This is a genomic window from Cytobacillus pseudoceanisediminis (genome assembly GCF_023516215.1).
GTDB lineage: Bacteria > Bacillota > Bacilli > Bacillales > Cytobacillaceae > Cytobacillus > Cytobacillus pseudoceanisediminis.
In genome coordinates this window covers 2,199,767-2,217,005 of sequence record NZ_CP097349.1, presented here as the reverse complement: position 1 = coordinate 2,217,005, position 17,239 = coordinate 2,199,767, and the positions used below count along the sequence as shown (strand labels likewise).

14 protein-coding genes and 6 pseudogenes are annotated in these 17,239 nt (G+C 41.0%); all 20 read left to right on the top strand.

Annotated elements, in window-relative coordinates; translation table 11 throughout:
• The first annotated feature begins 10 nt into the window (after window positions 1-10).
• The 20 genes and pseudogenes from fliQ to frr all read left to right on the top strand — a co-directional run bounded on the left by fliQ (window position 11) and on the right by frr (window position 17,151).
• Window positions 11-280 carry a flagellar biosynthesis protein FliQ gene (gene fliQ, locus M5V91_RS11905; RefSeq protein ID WP_009330744.1) on the top strand — a complete coding sequence of 90 codons (270 nt, stop codon included), beginning with the start codon at window positions 11-13 and terminating at the stop codon, window positions 278-280.
• Window positions 281-284: 4 nt separating this feature from the next.
• Window positions 285-1,063 (top strand): annotated as a pseudogene (gene fliR / locus M5V91_RS11900) (flagellar biosynthetic protein FliR).
• Window positions 1,060-2,144 (top strand): annotated as a pseudogene (gene flhB, locus M5V91_RS11895) (flagellar biosynthesis protein FlhB). Before fliR ends, flhB begins: the two co-directional pseudogenes overlap by 4 nt.
• A gap of 192 nt (window positions 2,145-2,336) precedes the next feature.
• A complete protein-coding gene (flhA, locus tag M5V91_RS11890) occupies window positions 2,337-4,373 on the top strand; it encodes a flagellar biosynthesis protein FlhA (protein WP_009330741.1) in 2,037 nt (678 codons plus the stop codon).
• A pseudogene (flhF, locus tag M5V91_RS11885) lies at window positions 4,370-5,517 on the top strand (flagellar biosynthesis GTPase FlhF). The gene flhA and the pseudogene flhF overlap by 4 nt, the downstream one beginning before the upstream one ends.
• Before the next feature lie 127 nt (window positions 5,518-5,644).
• On the top strand, window positions 5,645-6,385 hold the full coding sequence (locus M5V91_RS11880; protein ID WP_284522276.1) for a MinD/ParA family protein: 741 nt from the start codon (window positions 5,645-5,647) through the stop codon (window positions 6,383-6,385).
• 6 nt (window positions 6,386-6,391) lie between these two features.
• Window positions 6,392-7,488, top strand: a pseudogene (locus M5V91_RS11875) (protein-glutamate methylesterase/protein-glutamine glutaminase).
• 19 nt (window positions 7,489-7,507) lie between these two features.
• Window positions 7,508-9,544: a chemotaxis protein CheA gene (locus tag M5V91_RS11870; protein WP_284522165.1), complete on the top strand. Its 2,037-nt coding sequence runs from the start codon at window positions 7,508-7,510 to the stop codon at window positions 9,542-9,544.
• Between the two features lie 32 nt (window positions 9,545-9,576).
• A pseudogene (locus M5V91_RS11865) lies at window positions 9,577-10,052 on the top strand (chemotaxis protein CheW).
• Window positions 10,049-10,689, top strand: a pseudogene (locus tag M5V91_RS11860) (chemotaxis protein CheC). The pseudogenes M5V91_RS11865 and M5V91_RS11860 overlap by 4 nt, the downstream one beginning before the upstream one ends.
• On the top strand, window positions 10,682-11,179 hold the full coding sequence (locus M5V91_RS11855; RefSeq protein ID WP_009330734.1) for a chemotaxis protein CheD: 498 nt from the start codon (window positions 10,682-10,684) through the stop codon (window positions 11,177-11,179). Before M5V91_RS11860 ends, M5V91_RS11855 begins: the two are co-directional and overlap by 8 nt.
• Before the next feature lie 209 nt (window positions 11,180-11,388).
• Window positions 11,389-12,144: a FliA/WhiG family RNA polymerase sigma factor gene (locus tag M5V91_RS11850; RefSeq protein ID WP_009330732.1), complete on the top strand. Its 756-nt coding sequence runs from the start codon at window positions 11,389-11,391 to the stop codon at window positions 12,142-12,144.
• A 37-nt stretch (window positions 12,145-12,181) separates the two neighbouring features.
• Window positions 12,182-12,343 carry a hypothetical protein gene (locus M5V91_RS11845; protein ID WP_019381775.1) on the top strand — a complete coding sequence of 54 codons (162 nt, stop codon included), beginning with the start codon at window positions 12,182-12,184 and terminating at the stop codon, window positions 12,341-12,343.
• A gap of 151 nt (window positions 12,344-12,494) precedes the next feature.
• On the top strand, window positions 12,495-12,854 hold the full coding sequence (locus M5V91_RS11840; RefSeq protein WP_236888016.1) for a hypothetical protein: 360 nt from the start codon (window positions 12,495-12,497) through the stop codon (window positions 12,852-12,854).
• Between the two features lie 56 nt (window positions 12,855-12,910).
• Window positions 12,911-13,222: a hypothetical protein gene (locus M5V91_RS11835; RefSeq protein WP_019381776.1), complete on the top strand. Its 312-nt coding sequence runs from the start codon at window positions 12,911-12,913 to the stop codon at window positions 13,220-13,222.
• A 9-nt stretch (window positions 13,223-13,231) separates the two neighbouring features.
• Window positions 13,232-13,831, top strand: a complete 600-nt coding sequence (locus M5V91_RS11830; RefSeq protein WP_009330724.1) for a DUF6115 domain-containing protein — start codon at window positions 13,232-13,234, stop codon at window positions 13,829-13,831.
• A 147-nt stretch (window positions 13,832-13,978) separates the two neighbouring features.
• On the top strand, window positions 13,979-14,680 hold the full coding sequence (gene rpsB / locus M5V91_RS11825) for a 30S ribosomal protein S2 (protein ID WP_009330721.1): 702 nt from the start codon (window positions 13,979-13,981) through the stop codon (window positions 14,678-14,680).
• A gap of 187 nt (window positions 14,681-14,867) precedes the next feature.
• Window positions 14,868-15,749: a translation elongation factor Ts gene (gene tsf, locus M5V91_RS11820; protein ID WP_009330719.1), complete on the top strand. Its 882-nt coding sequence runs from the start codon at window positions 14,868-14,870 to the stop codon at window positions 15,747-15,749.
• A 119-nt stretch (window positions 15,750-15,868) separates the two neighbouring features.
• Window positions 15,869-16,594 carry a UMP kinase gene (pyrH, locus tag M5V91_RS11815; protein ID WP_009330717.1) on the top strand — a complete coding sequence of 242 codons (726 nt, stop codon included), beginning with the start codon at window positions 15,869-15,871 and terminating at the stop codon, window positions 16,592-16,594.
• On the top strand, window positions 16,594-17,151 hold the full coding sequence (gene frr, locus M5V91_RS11810) for a ribosome recycling factor (protein ID WP_009330715.1): 558 nt from the start codon (window positions 16,594-16,596) through the stop codon (window positions 17,149-17,151). The genes pyrH and frr overlap by 1 nt, the downstream gene beginning before the upstream one ends.
• Window positions 17,152-17,239 lie beyond the last annotated feature (88 nt).

Sequence of the window (17,239 nt, the reverse complement as noted above, 5' to 3'; positions counted from 1 at the left end):
AACATTCAGAATGACTCCAGAAACAGTTATATCCATTGCAGAAAGAGGGATTATCACCGTACTTATGATTTGCGGTCCCTTGCTAATTCTGGCTCTAGTAGTAGGCTTGGTTGTCAGTATCTTTCAGGCAACAACACAAATTCAGGAACAAACTCTGGCATTTATTCCTAAGATTGTAGCGGTCCTTGTAGGTGTTGTTTTCTTTGGGCCATGGATGCTTAGTCATATGCTCTCTTATGCAAATGAAATATTTTCTAATTTGACCAGGTTTGTTGGCTGATGACATGTTAGATTTTCTGCCTTCTTTTCCTGCCTTTTTACTTATTTTTGTAAGGGTGACATCTTTCTTTTTAATGATGCCCCTTTTTTCATACAGATCCATCCCGGCCGCACATAAAATTGGCCTTGGCTTCTTTCTGGCATGGATAATGTTCCTGGGAATGGATGTGCCAATGCTAGAAATTGACGGCACATATTTTCTTTTAATAATTAAAGAAGCATTAGTAGGGCTGATGGTCGGATTTATAGCGTATTTGATTCTTTCTGCGATTCAAATTGCGGGGGATTCATTGATTTCCAGATGGGTTTTGCCATTGCAAATGTGATTGATCCTCAAACAGGCGCACAAAGTCCATTAATGGGACAGTATTTGTATACGATAGCGCTCTTTTTTCTATTAACTGTCAATGGGCATCATTTAATGCTTGATGGAGTGTTCTACAGCTACGATTTTATTCCTCTGGATCAGGCATGGATTTCTTTTGGAGATGAGGATATGGCTGAATATGTCATAAAAGCCCTGAATACAATGTTCGTTATTGCCTTTCAGATGTCCATTCCTGTTGTCGGCAGTCTATTTCTTGTAGATGTCGCATTAGGGATTGTTGCCAGGACAGTTCCGCAGCTAAATGTCTTTGTCGTCGGCCTTCCTTTGAAAATTGGCGTTAGTTTTATTGTTCTAGTCATTGTTATGAGCGTATTAATGTATGCTGTTTCCCTTGCGTTTGAAACGATGCTGCAGACAATGAGAGGGCTCATGGAACTTATGGGGGTCATAGAATGAAGTTATTGCTCTCTTTAGATCTTCAGCTTTTTTCCGGAGAAAAAACAGAAAAAGCCACACCGAAAAAGAGGCAGGATTCCAGAAAAAAGGACAAGTAGCAAAAAGCCAGGATGTTAATACAGCCATCGTCCTTCTTGCAGTGTTTCTGTTTCTGCTGTTTGCGGGATCGTATTTGAAGAATATCATCTTATATATTTTTACGCACTCATTTAATGATTATATGTTGATGCCGCTGACAGAGGCGAATATACAGGTAATCTTTCTCGATGTCTTAAAAGAATTGGTTCTTTTTTTAGGTCCAATTATGCTGGTTGCTATGCTGGCGGGGATTACTGCAAACTTTATGCAGGTGGGCACTCTTTTTTCAACAGAAGCTATACAGCCTAAATTGGAGAAAATGGATCCAATAAAAGGATTCAAGCGGATTTTTTCCATGAGAGCGATTGTGGAGCTGCTGAAGTCGATGCTCAAAATTGCTTTCGTAGGTGTCGCTGCGTTTGCTGTTTTATGGTTAAGGATAGATGAAATATTAATTCTTTCTCAAAAATCGGTTGGAACAGCGATGGCCACACTTGCCAGCCTGACCGTTCAAATGGGTTTAATTGCTTCAGCGGCACTCCTGTTTTTATCCGTCCTGGATTATCTATATCAAAAATATGATTTTGAAAAGAACATCCGAATGTCAAAACAGGATATTAAAGATGAGTACAAAAATATTGAAGGGGATCCATTAATAAAATCCAAGATGAAGCAGAGGCAGAGGGAAATGGCGATGAGAAGGATGATGCAGGAAGTTCCTAAAGCGGATGTGGTCATCACCAATCCAACTCATTTCGCGATAGCTCTGAGCTATGATGAAACCAAGAGTGATGCCCCCATCGTAGTGGCAAAAGGTGTTGACTTTGTTGCCCAAAAGATTAAATTAATCGCAAAGGAACATGATGTGATTGCTGTTGAAAACAGGCCGCTTGCAAGGGCTCTATACAGCCAGGCGGAAATTGGCCAGGCCATCCCTGAAGAATTTTTTAAAGCTGTTGCAGAGATTTTAGCTTATGTGTACAGAACCAAAAACAAAATTTAACCAGATAAATATTTATTAGAAATAGCTGGTCTTAGGAAGCTGTTGAATGGCTGCCAAGGCGTTTCCGCTTTTTGTAAAATAAGAAAGTATTGATCTTTGAACTGCGATAACTGTCTAGCTCCAGCGCCTAGCCCCTCGAGGTGTCGGGGGTGAGCAAGGCGCTTGCGCTTTTCTTGTAAGGAGAGAGTTTCGATGCAAGTAAGAGACTTATCAGTATTGATGAGTGTAATTTTAATAGTAGCCATGCTTATTATACCTTTTCCGCCATGGCTTTTAAGTGTACTGATCATCATTAATATTGCGCTTGCACTTATGGTTTTGCTGACAGCCATGAATATGAAGGAAGCGCTCGAATTTTCCATTTTTCCTTCGTTAATATTGTTAATGACATTATTCAGGCTGGGGTTAAATGTTTCTACGACCAGATCCATTCTATCAGAAGGGGAAGCCGGTAAAGTTGTTGAAACTTTTGGCTCTTTCGTAACCGGAGGAAACGTCATTGTTGGTCTTGTAGTTTTCTTAATACTCATCATTATCCAGTTTATCGTTATTACGAAGGGATCTGAGAGGGTCTCCGAAGTAGCTGCGCGTTTTACACTTGATGCGATGCCGGGTAAACAAATGAGTATCGATGCAGACTTGAATGCAGGTATGATCTCAGAGCATGAAGCCCGGGAACGCCGCGAAAAAATCAGCCGTGAATCTGATTTTTACGGTTCAATGGATGGTGCGAGCAAATTTGTTAAAGGTGACGCCATTGCTGGGATCATCATAACTCTAATAAACCTTCTGTTCGGAGTGGTCATCGGGATGATGCAGCTTGGGCTTCCGTTTGGAGAGGCAGCCATGAAATATTCGACGCTTACGGTTGGTGACGGAATTGTCAGCCAAATCCCGGCACTGTTAATTTCCACTGCAACAGGTATTGTGGTTACAAGGGCAGCATCTGATGGAAATATTGGTAAAGATATTACTTCCCAGCTGTTTGCTTATCCGAAAATGTTATATGTTACTGGCGGTACTATTATTCTTTTAGGTTTACTGACACCAATAGGGCTAGTGCTAACTTTGCCGATTGGCGGCTTAATGATTTTCGGAGGTTACACGATTGCAAAGACTCCCCAGCCTGATAAGGAACAATTGCTGGAGATGGAAGAAGAAATTGAAACCGATGAAATGAAAAGTCCTGAGAGTGTGGTTAATCTTTTAAATGTAGATCCAATTGAATTCGAGTTTGGCTATGGGCTGATTCCTCTTGCCGATACGAATCAGGGCGGTGACCTTCTGGACAGGATTGTTATGATCAGGAGACAGCTGGCGATCGAATTGGGACTTGTCATACCTGTGGTAAGGATACGTGACAATATTCAGCTGCAGCCGAATGAATATAGGCTGAAGATAAAAGGAAATGAAATGGCACGCGGCGAGCTTCTGCTCGATCATTATTTAGCCATGAGTCCTGGTATTGAAGATGATAGCATAGAAGGTATTGATACGATTGAGCCATCATTTGGTCTGCCGGCAAAATGGATAACAGAAGAAATGAAAGAGCAGGCAGAAATATTTGGCTATACAGTCGTTGACCCTCCATCTGTTGTTTCTACTCATATTACAGAAGTAATAAAAAGCAATGCCCATGAGCTATTAGGCCGCCAGGAAACAAAACAGCTGATTGACCATGTCAAGGAAAGCTATCCAATCCTTGTTGAAGAGGTGACCCCAAACCCATTGTCAGTGGGGGAAGTTCAAAAGGTGCTTGCGAAATTATTAAGGGAAAACGTTTCAATCCGGAATTTGCCGGTTATTTTTGAAACACTTGCTGATTTCGCAAAATCTACAAGTGATACAGACCTGCTTACCGAGTATGCCCGTCAGGCTTTGGCCAGACAAATTACTAACCAGTTTTCACAGCAGGGTGACTCCATAAAAGTCGTAACCCTATCAGGGAAAGTCGAGAAATTGGTTGCAGAAGGTGTTCAGCAGACAGAGCATGGCAATTATTTATCCATGGACCCAACAGTATCGCAGAATATCCTGGAATCCATTGCTTCGCAGGTGGAACAGCTTTCACTGATGGAGCAGACGCCAATTGTCCTTTGTTCTCCAGCAGTCAGAATGTACGTCAGGCAATTAACAGAAAGGTATTTTCCGCAAATACCGATTCTTTCCTATAACGAACTGGAAGCAAATGCGGAAGTTCAGAGTGTCGGGGTGGTGAATATTGATTGAAGGTAAAAAAGTTTATGGCAGCATCGATGCCTGATGCGATGAAACAAATCCGGACGGAGCTAGGCAAGGATGCTGTAATTCTAAATTCAAGAGTAGTATATACCGGCGGAGTTCTGGGCTTTTTTAAAAAAGGAATATTGAAGTAATGGCCGCGCTGGATGCAAATCAGGAATCAGAACAAAAGCCTTCGGTAAAGCCGGCAGCTGTCCAAGATCATTCAGACGATTACAAGGGGAATACAGAAGATGCTCAATTTTCCAGCTTGAAAACTTCAGATGAGCTGATTAGGGAGATAAGCAGCCTGAAACAGATGATGTCCTCTTTGGCCAGTTCAAACCAGGCAATTCCTGTTCATCCCGAAGCGATAAGAAAAGCCCAGTTCATTCTTGATGAACAGGAAATTGATAAGTCCGTTCAGGATCATGTTCTTCAAGCATTGCTGGAAAAATGGTACCTGCGCGGTGCGAATGCTAAGGATTCTGAAATAGAGGCCTGGCTGCACGAAGAACTTATAAAGCAAATAGAGGATATTCCATTCGAAGGGATTTCTTTCAGCAAAAAATATATCAATGTAGCAGGCCCAACAGGAGTTGGAAAAACCACTACATTGGCGAAAATGGCAGCAGAGTGTGTTATTAAACATAGAAAAAAGGCTGCATTTATCACAGCCGACACTTACAGGATAGCAGCGATCGATCAATTAAAAACCTATGCAAGTATCCTGAACATGCCTTTGGAAGTTTGCTATACAATAGAAGATTTCAGACAGGCTGCCGATAAACTGAAAGAATTTGACGTGGTTTTAATTGATACAGCAGGGCGGAATTTCAGAAACAAACAGTATGTAGAAGATTTAAAGAATGTCATTGATTTTGAAAATGAAATGGAAACCTTTTTAGTGCTTTCACTAACCTCGAAACAAAAGGATATGGAAGAGATCTATAATCAATTTTCAATTATAGACATTGATAAGCTTATCTTTACAAAGGCAGATGAAACGTCAACTTATGGTTCCATGTACAACATAATTCATAAATATAAAAAAGGTGCCGCGTATATTACAAATGGACAGGATGTTCCTGATGATATTCTGATGGCAGGGCCAGAGGCTATTGTAAAACAACTAATGGGGAATAAGAAATGAACGATCAGGCAGAAAGGCTAAGAACCAGGCTGAAAGAAGAAGACAGCCGAAATCATCAAGTTAAAACAATAGCAGTTGTAAGCGGAAAAGGGGAGTAGGCAAATCCAATTTCTCATTAAATTTTTCCATTTCCCTATGCAGAACTGGCCACAGGGTATTGTTATTCGATTTGGATATTGGTATGGGGAATCTTGAAATTCTAATGGGAAGGTCGGCTAAATATTCGATTGCTGACTTTTTAGAAAAGAATATCCCATTGAAAAATATTATTTCTGAGGGTCCTTTTGGACTTGACTATATTGGCGGAGGGACTGGCCTTTCGCATTTTGTGAAACTGGATGCTGGGCAAATTTCAAGATTCACAGACGAACTTGCTGATCTCATCCAAAACTATGATTATATCATCTTTGATATGGGTGCAGGCATTACAGAGGAATCGGCTAAGTTCATACTCTCGGTCCAGGAAATTGCAGTTATTACGACACCTGAACCAACGTCTATCACTGATGCATACTCTGTAATGAAACATATACATCTTTTGGATGGGACAATCCCATTTCATTTGGTCATTAATCGATCTGAAGGAGAGAGAGAAGGGAAGGAAACGTATAAGAGGATTTCAGCTGTCTTATCAAGATTTTTAGGGAGAAAGGCTGACCTCTTAGGAATCATTCCGGATGATCGCAGCGTACAGCAGGCTGTTAAACGGCAAATCCCTTTCATTTTGCATCAAGGGAATTCAGCTGCTTCAAAAGCAATTCGGAATATGACTGAGAAAGTTGGCGGCAGGCCTATCGGACATACTGGTGAACACCATTCTGTCCAATTTATATCAAAACTGAAAGAATTTCTTTTTAATAGGGGGTGAACCAGCATGAAGACAGTCAAAGTGCTTGTAGTAGATGATTCAGCCTTTATGAGAAAACTGATTGGGGATTTCCTTTCTGAAGATGACAGAATTCAAGTTGTCGGGACAGCCAGAAATGGGGAAGAGGGACTAAGGAAGATAAAAGAATTAAATCCTGATGTAGTAACCATGGATGTTGAAATGCCGGTTCTAAATGGCCTGGAAGCTCTAAAAATTATTATGAAGACCATGCCGGTCCCTGTAGTGATGCTTTCAAGCACCACGAAGGAAGGTGCTGAAAACACCTTCACAGCTATGGAATATGGTGCAGTAGATTTTATTGCCAAGCCATCAGGTCCCATTTCACTGGACCTGCATAAAATAAAAACTGAATTAACAGAAAAAATAGTGCAGGCGAGCAATGCAAATATGAAAGGGCTGGTTAAATTTCCGGCTAAAGGAAAAAAACTGCTGTATTACAGCAAAAATTTAGTAAAATAGAACCATGTCAATTTATGCAGATCGGCCGTTCTTCTTCCGTATCGAGTTCAAATCTCAGAAAGTTAATTTGCATAGGTACTTCCACAGGCGGACCGCGGGCTCTTCAAAAAGTGCTGTGTGACCTCCCTGGAAATCTGAATGCGCCGGTACTCATTGTTCAGCATATGCCTGCCGGATTTACGAAATCGCTGGCCAGCAGACTTAATGGTTTATCAGATTTATCGGTAAAGGAAGCCGAGGATGGTGATATTCTTCAGAACGGCACGGCATATATAGCTCCAGGAGGCTTTCATCTGACAGCTGCAAGATTAGGCAAGGATCTTGTTATCCATCTGGATGATTCACCGCCAAGGAACGGACACAGGCCTTCAGTTGATGTGATGTTTGAGTCCTTAGGTGAAATCAAAGGGATTCAAAAAATTGCTGTCATCATGACAGGAATGGGTGCAGATGGAAAAAATGGCCTGATGGAAATGAAGAAAAACGGTGAAGTAAAGGCTATTGCTGAATCAAAAGAAACATCGATAGTATTTGGAATGCCAAGAGCAGTGATTGAATCCGGTCTGGCAGATGATGTGCAGAATATTGAACATATAGCAGAATCCATATTGAAATTTGTTTAAAGCCGAGGGGTGCAGGCACATGGAGATGAATCAATATTTAGAGGTATTTATTGAAGAAAGCAAGGAGCATTTGCAGGCGTGCAATGAGCAGCTTCTGGAATTAGAGAAAAATCCTGAGGATATCAAAATAGTTAATGAGATCTTCAGATCAGCGCATACGCTAAAAGGCATGTCAGCCACTATGGGGTATGAAGATCTCGCAAATCTAACCCATCAAATGGAAAATGTGCTTGATGCAATCAGAAATCAGAAAATAAAAGTGAATGCTGAAATTCTGGATGTCGTTTTTCTGGCTGTTGATGATCTTGAAGCAATGGTCCAGTCAATTGCAGAAGGCGGTGACGGCAAAAGGGATGTTTCCGAAGCTGTAGAAAAATTAATGCTGATCGAAAAAGGGGAAAGTCCGGTGCAGTCTGCAGCAAGAGCCGAAACGGCAGCAGCAATTGCAGAACCGCAAGGAATGATCAAGAGTACATATGATGATTTTGAATGGACAGTTATTCAGCAATCCAAGGAGCAGGGCTTTGAATCCTATGAAATATCAATAGCATTGCGGGCAGATTGTCTGCTGAAAGCCGCCAGAGTATTTATGGTTTTTGAAGTACTTGAGAAGAGCGGGGAAGTGATCAAAGCCACACCTTCAGTTGAGCAGCTTGAAGAAGAGCAATTTGATCAGGAATTTTCTGTAACAATTGTTACCAAAGAAACGCCTGAAGATATCCGTCAAAAACTTTTGAAGGTATCGGAAGTGGAAAGAATTGAAGTGCTGCGGCTATCTATGGAGAACTACAGCACTCAGGAAGCTTTGAAAGAGGCAGAAGCTGCACCGCCTGCCGCGGAAGTGGCCGCAGAGGCTGCTTCAGATATGCCAAAAGAGGACAAAAAAGCCCCAACAGTAAAGCAGGTTAGCAATAAAACGATTAGGGTAAATATCGAGAGATTGGATATCCTTATGAATTTGTTTGAAGAATTGGTGATTGACAGGGGACGGCTTGAACAAATATCCAAGGAATTAAACAATCAGGAACTGCATGAAACGGTTGAGCATATGTCAAGGATCTCAGGAGACCTTCAGAATATTATTCTGAATATGCGCATGGTCCCAATAGAAACGGTATTTAATCGTTTCCCAAGAATGGTCAGACAATTGGCAAGAGATTTAAATAAAAAGATCAATCTCGAAATAGTCGGGGCAGAAACCGAACTAGACCGGACTGTTATTGATGAAATTGGCGATCCGCTTGTTCATTTAATTCGAAATGCACTGGACCATGGGGTTGAAACGCCGGAAGTCCGCAAAGAAAACGGAAAGAGTGAAGAAGGAAATGTCGTATTAAAGGCATATCACAGCGGCAATCATGTGTTCATTGAAATAGAGGACGATGGTGCAGGTATAAACAAAGATAAGGTTATAAAGAAAGCACTGAAAAACGGCATCATTACAGAGCAAACAGCTTCTGCTCTAACGGACAAACAGGCTTATGAACTGATTTTTGCTTCTGGCTTCTCGACTGCGGATAAAATCTCAGATGTTTCCGGACGGGGTGTGGGGCTTGATGTTGTAAAGAATACAATCGAGTCATTGGGAGGATCAGTTTCAATTGATTCAAAAATGGGGCAGGGTTCCATTTTCTCCATACAGCTGCCATTAACTTTATCCATTATTTCAGTCATGCTCGTTGAGATTGAGAAGGAAAAATATGCAATCCCTCTATCGTCTATTATTGAAACAGCTATTATCAGAAAAGAAGACATCTTAAGTGCGCATAATCAAAAGGTGATTGATTTCAGAGGAAAAGTGGTTCCGCTCCTATCTTTGAAGGAAATCTTTGAAGTGCCATCTGAGAATCATGAAGAAGAATTCATTTCCGTTGTCATCGTCAGAAAAGGGGAAAAGATGGCAGGGCTTGTTGTAGATTCCTTTATTGGACAGCAGGAAGTGGTTTTAAAATCCCTTGGAAACTACTTAACCAGCGTATTTGCCATTTCCGGTGCAACCATTTTAGGTGATGGACAGGTCGTCCTGATAGTGGACTGCAATGCATTGATTAAATAATTAAGATTGACGTTTATAAAGGAGTGAACAGGATGAGTGAAACGGCAGCCGCAGATTTAAAATTGATTGTATTCCAGCTGAAAGAGAAAGAGTATGCAATTCCGGTGAATCAGGTGCGTTCAATTGAAAAGGTTGAGCATATAACCCGGGTTCCACGAACAGCAGGCTTTGTAAAAGGAGTAATCAATTTACGGGGGGTTGTAACGCCGATTATTAGTCTCAGAAGCAGATTTAATCTGGAAGAGGCTGAATATAATGAGCATTCACGAGTAATTATCGCGGTATTGGATGATATGGAAGTTGGCCTGATTGTAGATTCTGCAAATGATGTCATTGATGTGGACCTTGAATCTATTGAACCCCGCCGGAGGTAATCGGTACTGAAGAGGCCGATTTTATCAAAGGTGTAACGAAAATCGATAAGCGATTATTTATTCTGATAGATTTGGAAAGAGTCCTGAATCCTGAAGAGTTGACAGCCCATGATGGACAAGGGATAGCGGGATGAGTTTTCTAGACAAGAATATCAGCAGCTTGAAATTGGATATTCTTAAAGAAATCGGGAATATTGGAGCTGGGCATGCGGCGACTGCATTATCAACGCTTCTCAATAAAAAAATTGATATGTCTGTGCCGGATGTGAAAATTGTTTCTTTTGATGAAATGATCGATATGGCTGGAGGGGCAGACAATGTAGTGGCCGGGGTGTTTCTGAGGATAGACGGAGACGCCCCAGGCAGCATGTTTTTTGTACTGCCTCTTGAACAGGCTGAAATCTTCATTCGGGAACTGCCTGGAAACATACCTTTCTGTGCAGATGAATTGCCATATGATGAGCTTGCCCTATCGGCACTGCAGGAGCTTGGAAACATTCTCTCAGGCTCTTATTTATCTTCTTTATCTGATTTTACCAAACTATCACTTTTCCCCTCTGTGCCAATGCTGAGCATTGATATGGTGGGAGCAATAATTGGCACGGGGCTGCTGGAAATTTCACAGTTGAGCGATTACGCGATTGTAATTGATACAGCTTTAAATGAAGAATTTCAAAATACGGATGCTGTAAATGGCCACTTTTTTTGCTTCCCGATCCTGAATCATTTCAAATCATTTTTAAGGCCTTGGGAGTCCCGGATCATGAATAATCTTCTTGAAGTTGTAAAAGTAGGCATCGCAGATATGAATATTGTTAAAACCCCCAGCTTAATCAGGACATCAGGACTTGGTTCCTGTGTAGGTGTGGTTCTTTATGACCTTAGCGCAGAAATTGCCGGACTTGCACATATTATGCTGCCTGACTCCTCTCTTGCCAAAGGTGCAAGCTTTAATTCAGCTAAATATGCTGATACTGCAATCAGGGACTTAGTGAGCCTTCTGGCGAAAGGCGGGGCAAGGCCTTCAGGATTAAAAGCGAAGATTGCCGGTGGAGCCCAAATGTTTAAGTACTCCTCCGGAAGTGATTTAATGAGGATTGGTCCCAGGAACGTAGAGGCAGTAAAACAGGAACTTTCATTCTTGAAAATTGCCATTTTAGGTGAAGATGTTGGGGGCCACAGCGGCAGAACAATCGAATTCAACCCTCAATCAGGTGAATTGATGATTCGGACTGTAAACAAAGGCCAAATGATTATTTAAGTTCCTGTTTTTAATTATGTGCAGTTTTTAGAGAATCAGCTTTTTTTTCCGGCTTTTTTATAAATCTCTCCAATAACCTCTCCGAAGAACACGTCCCCTCTTTATGGGTTAAAAGCGAGCGGTGAAGGCTGAAGTTAATATTTTTATAGGAAACATTTTGATATACTAACAATAGTTAATAGAAATGGAAACGTTTGAGGAGGATGGCCATGACAGACCTGATAACCGAAGAAAGCACATACTGGGCTAAATGGGTCGACTCTCGTGATGCTCAAGCGGGGAATTTTCTTGTGAAAAAATATTTGCCTCTTGTAAGCTATCATGTACAGCGGATATCCGCTACCCTGCCGAAGAATGTTTCAAGAGATGATATTCGTAGCCTGGGGCTAATGGGGTTATATGACGCTCTGGAAAAATTTGATCCTGCAAGAGATTTGAAATTTGATACATATGCTTCTTTTCGCATTCGCGGTGCAATTCTGGATGGATTAAGGAAGGAAGATTGGCTTCCGCGAAGTACGAGGGATAAAGCGAAAAAAATAGATGCTGCCATTGAGAAGCTGGAGCAGCGGCTGATGCGCAATGCAACTGTGCATGAAATTGCTGAAGAAGCAGAGATGCAGGAAGATGAAGTGTATTCTGTTATGAATGAACATTTTTACGCAAACATCCTTTCAATTGATGAACAGCCCGATGCTGACGAAAAGGATGGCAGCTACTCCATTAAGGATGAAAAAGCAATTATTCCAGAAGAAAAGGTATTAAAGAATGAACTTTTGGAAGAAATGGCTGAAAAAATCTTACAATTAAATGAAAAAGAGCAGATGGTGCTAAGTTTATTTTATAAAGAGGAATTAACACTGACAGAAATTGGCGAAGTGATGGGCCTATCTACCTCCCGTATATCTCAAATTCATTCAAAGTCAATTTTTAAGCTGAGGCAGCTGCTGGAAAAAGCAATATAATCTAGTGTCATTTCTTTCTGCAAAGGAAGGAATCAGCATGAAAAGCCAATTTCAAATTTTAGTTGATGCTCAACGTTTAGCTGCATTGATTCAGCCGTCAGATATTAAACTTGATAGAGCCGTCCACCCTGAAGATTTGTACAAACTGCTTGCTGACGAAAAAATCACATTTGGTATGAGCGAAGAAGTAATCCAGTGAATCTGCAGAAATCCTTTCTCAGTGGAATACCCCATTCTATTATCAAAAGGAATTCCTGCAGAAAACGGCAGTGATGCATATCTGTTAAAATTAAAAGCTGGGCAATCACCTATTTACTAAAACGGAGCTTTTTACAGGGATGGACACCGATTTGGATAAGGCCGATAAAGCTCTCCTAAACGAATCAGCCAAACTGCAGGAAGCAATCAAAAAGCTGGATAGTATTGATGGAAGACTGACAGAAATGGCAAGGCTTACAGGAAAGCTGTCGGAAGAACATAGAATCATTATTCTCAAACAAAGGGCAACCAAAGCTCATTTGCAGGTTAAATTGACCAAAATAAATGAAGAGCTACCGAACTGGAAAAAGATAAAGATGAAAAATGAAAGCTTCGATTGTTATTTATGGGAAGGTCTATCCAAACACTTCTATGCATTTTGGAAAATATTCAAAAGTGATTCGCCAGACAGTTCAAATCTTCAAAGTTCCATTTTTCAAAGGGAGAAATAAGAAGTAATCCTTTAGAAACAGGGAGAAACGATCCTTTATTAAGGAAGTGATCCGGGATGAGTTTAAAATCAATAGAAATGCAGATAGCACTGCCGAGAACGTTTGACGCAGGTAAAATCCAGGAACAGCTTCAGCAGAGGGGACAGACAATAAGCGGGTTTGCTGCCGAGAGTATACGGGAAAATGCTGAGAAGCAGCGGAAGACCGTGATCAAACATGAGCAAAAACAAAATGTCAATCTTGGCAATGATGACAGCGAAAGCCAAAATGATGCCGGGGGACATGAACGGAAAGATAATCAGAAAAAAGACAGCAATGACATACAGAACCATCCATACAAAGGGAAGGTTATTGACTACAGCGGATAGAGGGATATCATGACAGCTTTTCTATTAGCTATTAGCCTGCTGCTGAATATTGTAGCGTTATTAGCCATTATTTTGCTGTTTCTGCGTCAGAACAAATTAATGGAAACAGAGAAAAAACAGGAAAAAATGCTTGTTGAAATGGAAGAAGTCATATCTTCTTACCTAATTCAAATGAAGGAAGAAAACGATGACTTTATTAACAAATTTTCGCAGATAAATGCTAAAAACCAATCATTTGTAAAAGAAAAAAGCATCAGGGTAAATCCCGAAAGAAAAAGTGATGAAAATATAGCTAAAGCTGCTGAGAAATCATTGCGATTAGCCAGAGCATCCGTATATCAGGCATCTAAAGCCTACAAAAAGAACTTGAGGGCTGCGGAGGAAGAATCGAATGAATCAGAAGGTTTAGCATCTTTAAAGGTACCTGAATCTGTAATGCAGTCAGATAACAGTCAGCGGGTTAAAGAAGAGATTCCTTCATCAATGGAAGATCAAGTGCTTATGATGAAAAAACAGGGACTGAATGTGGAAGATATTGCAAAGAAATTAGGAAAAGGGAAGACAGAAATCGAGTTAATGCTTAAATTTCGTCAAAATCAGCAAGAATAGCTTGATTGTGAAAAACACTTATGCTATATTAACAAATGGTGTTAATACACACGCTTATGGATTTAGCCGGATGGTGCTGTTCAAATGCAGTTGCCGGCTGAAAATGATATGGGCGGAGGAACTAAAAACCATTAGGAGGAAACACAAATGTCAGTAATTTCAATGAAGCAATTGCTTGAAGCTGGTGTACACTTCGGACACCAGACTCGCCGCTGGAACCCTAAGATGAAGAAATATATCTTCACTGAGCGTAACGGCATCTACATCATCGACCTTCAAAAGACTGTTAAGAAGGTAGAAGAAGCTTATAACTTCGTTAAGGAGCTTGCTGGTAACGGCGGCACAATCCTTTTCGTAGGAACTAAGAAACAAGCTCAAGATTCTGTTAAAGAAGAAGCAATCCGTTCTGGTATGTTCTATGTGAACCAGCGCTGGTTGGGTGGAACTTTAACAAACTTTGAAACAATTCAAAAGCGTATTGCGCGTTTAAAGGATATCGAAAGAATGTCTGAAGACGGAACTTTCGAAGTTCTTCCTAAAAAAGAAGTTGTTCAATTGAAGAAAGAGCAAGAGCGCTTAGAGAAGTTCTTAGGCGGAATCAAAGATATGAAGAGCCTTCCGGATGCTCTATTCATCATTGACCCACGCAAAGAGCGCATCGCTGTTGCAGAAGCACATAAATTAAACATCCCTATCGTTGGTATCGTTGACACTAACTGTGATCCGGATGAAATTGATGTTGTCATTCCTGCAAACGATGATGCTATCCGCGCTGTTAAATTGTTAACAGGCAAAATGGCAGATGCTATCCTTGAAGCTAAACAAGGTGAAGAAGTTACAACTGCTTAATAGAAAAGCGGAGGCGCCTTGGAGCGCTGGAGCTGAACTGCTCTAAGGTGCTTTTTCTTGATTTAAAAGAAGGTGATAAGAGGGAGCACCCTTTATCACCTTTTTAAAGAAAAGGCAAAGTTTAGTTTTCCATACAGCTATAAATGGTAAAGATATTATTACATAACTCATTAAGGAGGATCTCATAATGGCAATTACTGCTCAAATGGTTAAAGAACTTCGTGAAAAAACAGGCGCAGGCATGATGGACTGCAAAAAAGCACTTCAGGAAACTGAAGGTGATATGGAAAAAGCAATCGACTTCCTTCGTGAAAAAGGAATCGCTAAAGCTGCTAAGAAAGGTGACCGTATTGCTGCAGAAGGTCTTACTTCTGTTAAAGTAGACGGAAACGAAGCTGTTATCCTTGAAGTAAACTCTGAAACAGATTTCGTTGCCAAAAACGAAGGGTTCCAAACTCTTGTTAAAGAAATCGCAGAGCATTTGCTTTCTGTAAAGCCTGCTTCTGTTGAAGAAGCAGCTGGCCAGACAATGGCTAACGGTGCAACATTAGAATCTCACATCAACAGTGCGATTGCTAAAATCGGAGAAAAGCTTTCTCTTCGCCGCTTCGAAATCAAAACAAAAACTGACAGCGATGCTTTCGGTGCGTACCTTCACATGGGCGGACGCATTGGTGTGCTAACAGTTCTTGAAGGAACAACTGACGAGGATGCAGCGAAAGATGTTGCAATGCATATTGCTGCCCTAAACCCAAAATATGTATCTCGTGATGAAGTATCACAGGACGAAGTAGAGCGCGAGCGTCAAGTATTGACTCAGCAAGCTCTTAACGAAGGCAAGCCTGAGAACATCGTTGCTAAGATGGTAGAAGGACGCCTTGGCAAATATTTCGAAGATGTTTGCGTAAATGACCAGGCTTTTGTTAAAAACCCTGATCAAAAAGTAGGGAAATTCGTTGAATCTAAAGGCGGAAAAATCCGTGAGTTCGTTCGCTACGAAGTTGGAGAAGGTATTGAAAAGCGTGAAGACAACTTCGCTGAAGAAGTAATGAACCAAGTTAAGAAGTAATTTTTTAATATTAATTAATTCAGCTATGATTCAGGGAACACTTTGTGTTCCCTGTTTTTCAAGAATGAGATAAAATTAAAAAGCAATGGTGAGTTTTTATACTACATATGGAGGTTCTTATGAGCAGCCCTAAATACAAACGCGTGGTCTTGAAATTAAGTGGAGAAGCTTTAGCAGGGGAGCAAGGATTTGGAATTAATCCTTCAGTGATTAAATCAATTGCTGCACAGGTTAAGGATCTGGCTGCATTAGGTGTTGAGGTTGCCGTTGTTGTCGGCGGAGGAAACATCTGGCGCGGAAAGATTGGAGAAGAAATGGGTATGGACAGGGCAAATGCCGACTATATGGGAATGCTTGCTACTGTCATGAACTCATTGGCGCTGCAGGATAGCCTCGAGAATCTCGGAGTGGAGACGAGAGTTCAAACCTCAATCGAGATGAGGCAGGTCGCTGAGCCGTACATCCGCAGAAGAGCCATCCGCCATCTTGAGAAAAAGCGGGTTGTGATCTTTGCTGCAGGAACCGGAAATCCTTACTTCTCTACTGATACAACAGCAGCATTGCGAGCTGCAGAAATTGAAGCAGAAGTAATTCTAATGGCGAAAAACAATGTGGATGGCGTCTATTCAGCTGACCCTCGCATTGATAAAAATGCTAAAAAATATGATGAGCTTTCCTATCTTGATGTTTTGAAAGAAGGATTGGCTGTTATGGATTCTACAGCTTCATCTTTATGCATGGATAACAACATTCCATTAATTGTGTTCTCAATTATGGAAAAAGGCAATATTAACCGCGCCGTAATGGGTGAAACAATCGGAACAATCGTTAGGGGGAAAAAATAATGCCAAAACAAGTTATTGCAGATGCAAAAGAAAGAATGACTAAAGCAATTTCAGCTTATACAAGGGAGCTTGCGAGCATCCGAGCAGGTAAAGCAAATGCTTCATTGCTTGATCGCATTACTGTTGATTACTATGGTGCACCGACTCCTGTAAATCAGCTAGCCGGGGTATCTGCTCCAGAAGCGCGCCTTTTAGTCATTACTCCTTATGACAAATCCATTCTTGGAGAAATTGAAAAAGCCATCCTTAAATCTGATATCGGCTTAAATCCGTCTAATGACGGCAGTGTTATCAGACTGGCTATTCCTCAGCTTACTGAGGAACGCCGCAAAGACCTCGTGAAGGTTGTCAAAAAAGAATCGGAAGACGCAAAAGTTGCTATCCGCAATGTTCGCCGCGATGCCAATGATGACCTTAAAAAGCTTGAAAAAAATGGAGATATCACAGAAGATGATCTTCGCGGTTTTTCTGATGACATTCAAAAACTTACTGATGATCACATCAGTAAGATTGACGAATTAACAAAAGAAAAAGAAAAAGAAATTCTTGCAGTCTAATGACTCTATACTGAGAACCCTCTATCAATAGGGGGTTCTTTTACTCTTTGGGAGCTACATAATCAGTTTGTGTATTTGCATGCTGACT

Coding starts and splice junctions, on each gene's coding strand:
- fliQ (WP_009330744.1), top strand. CDS start 11: ATGACTCCAGAAACAGTTATATCCATTGCAGAAAGAGGGATTATCACC.
- flhA (WP_009330741.1), top strand. CDS start 2,337: ATGCAAGTAAGAGACTTATCAGTATTGATGAGTGTAATTTTAATAGTA.
- M5V91_RS11870 (WP_284522165.1), top strand. CDS start 7,508: ATGGAGATGAATCAATATTTAGAGGTATTTATTGAAGAAAGCAAGGAG.
- M5V91_RS11855 (WP_009330734.1), top strand. CDS start 10,682: ATGAATAATCTTCTTGAAGTTGTAAAAGTAGGCATCGCAGATATGAAT.
- M5V91_RS11850 (WP_009330732.1), top strand. CDS start 11,389: ATGACAGACCTGATAACCGAAGAAAGCACATACTGGGCTAAATGGGTC.
- M5V91_RS11845 (WP_019381775.1), top strand. CDS start 12,182: ATGAAAAGCCAATTTCAAATTTTAGTTGATGCTCAACGTTTAGCTGCA.
- M5V91_RS11835 (WP_019381776.1), top strand. CDS start 12,911: ATGAGTTTAAAATCAATAGAAATGCAGATAGCACTGCCGAGAACGTTT.
- M5V91_RS11830 (WP_009330724.1), top strand. CDS start 13,232: ATGACAGCTTTTCTATTAGCTATTAGCCTGCTGCTGAATATTGTAGCG.
- rpsB (WP_009330721.1), top strand. CDS start 13,979: ATGTCAGTAATTTCAATGAAGCAATTGCTTGAAGCTGGTGTACACTTC.
- tsf (WP_009330719.1), top strand. CDS start 14,868: ATGGCAATTACTGCTCAAATGGTTAAAGAACTTCGTGAAAAAACAGGC.
- pyrH (WP_009330717.1), top strand. CDS start 15,869: ATGAGCAGCCCTAAATACAAACGCGTGGTCTTGAAATTAAGTGGAGAA.
- frr (WP_009330715.1), top strand. CDS start 16,594: ATGCCAAAACAAGTTATTGCAGATGCAAAAGAAAGAATGACTAAAGCA.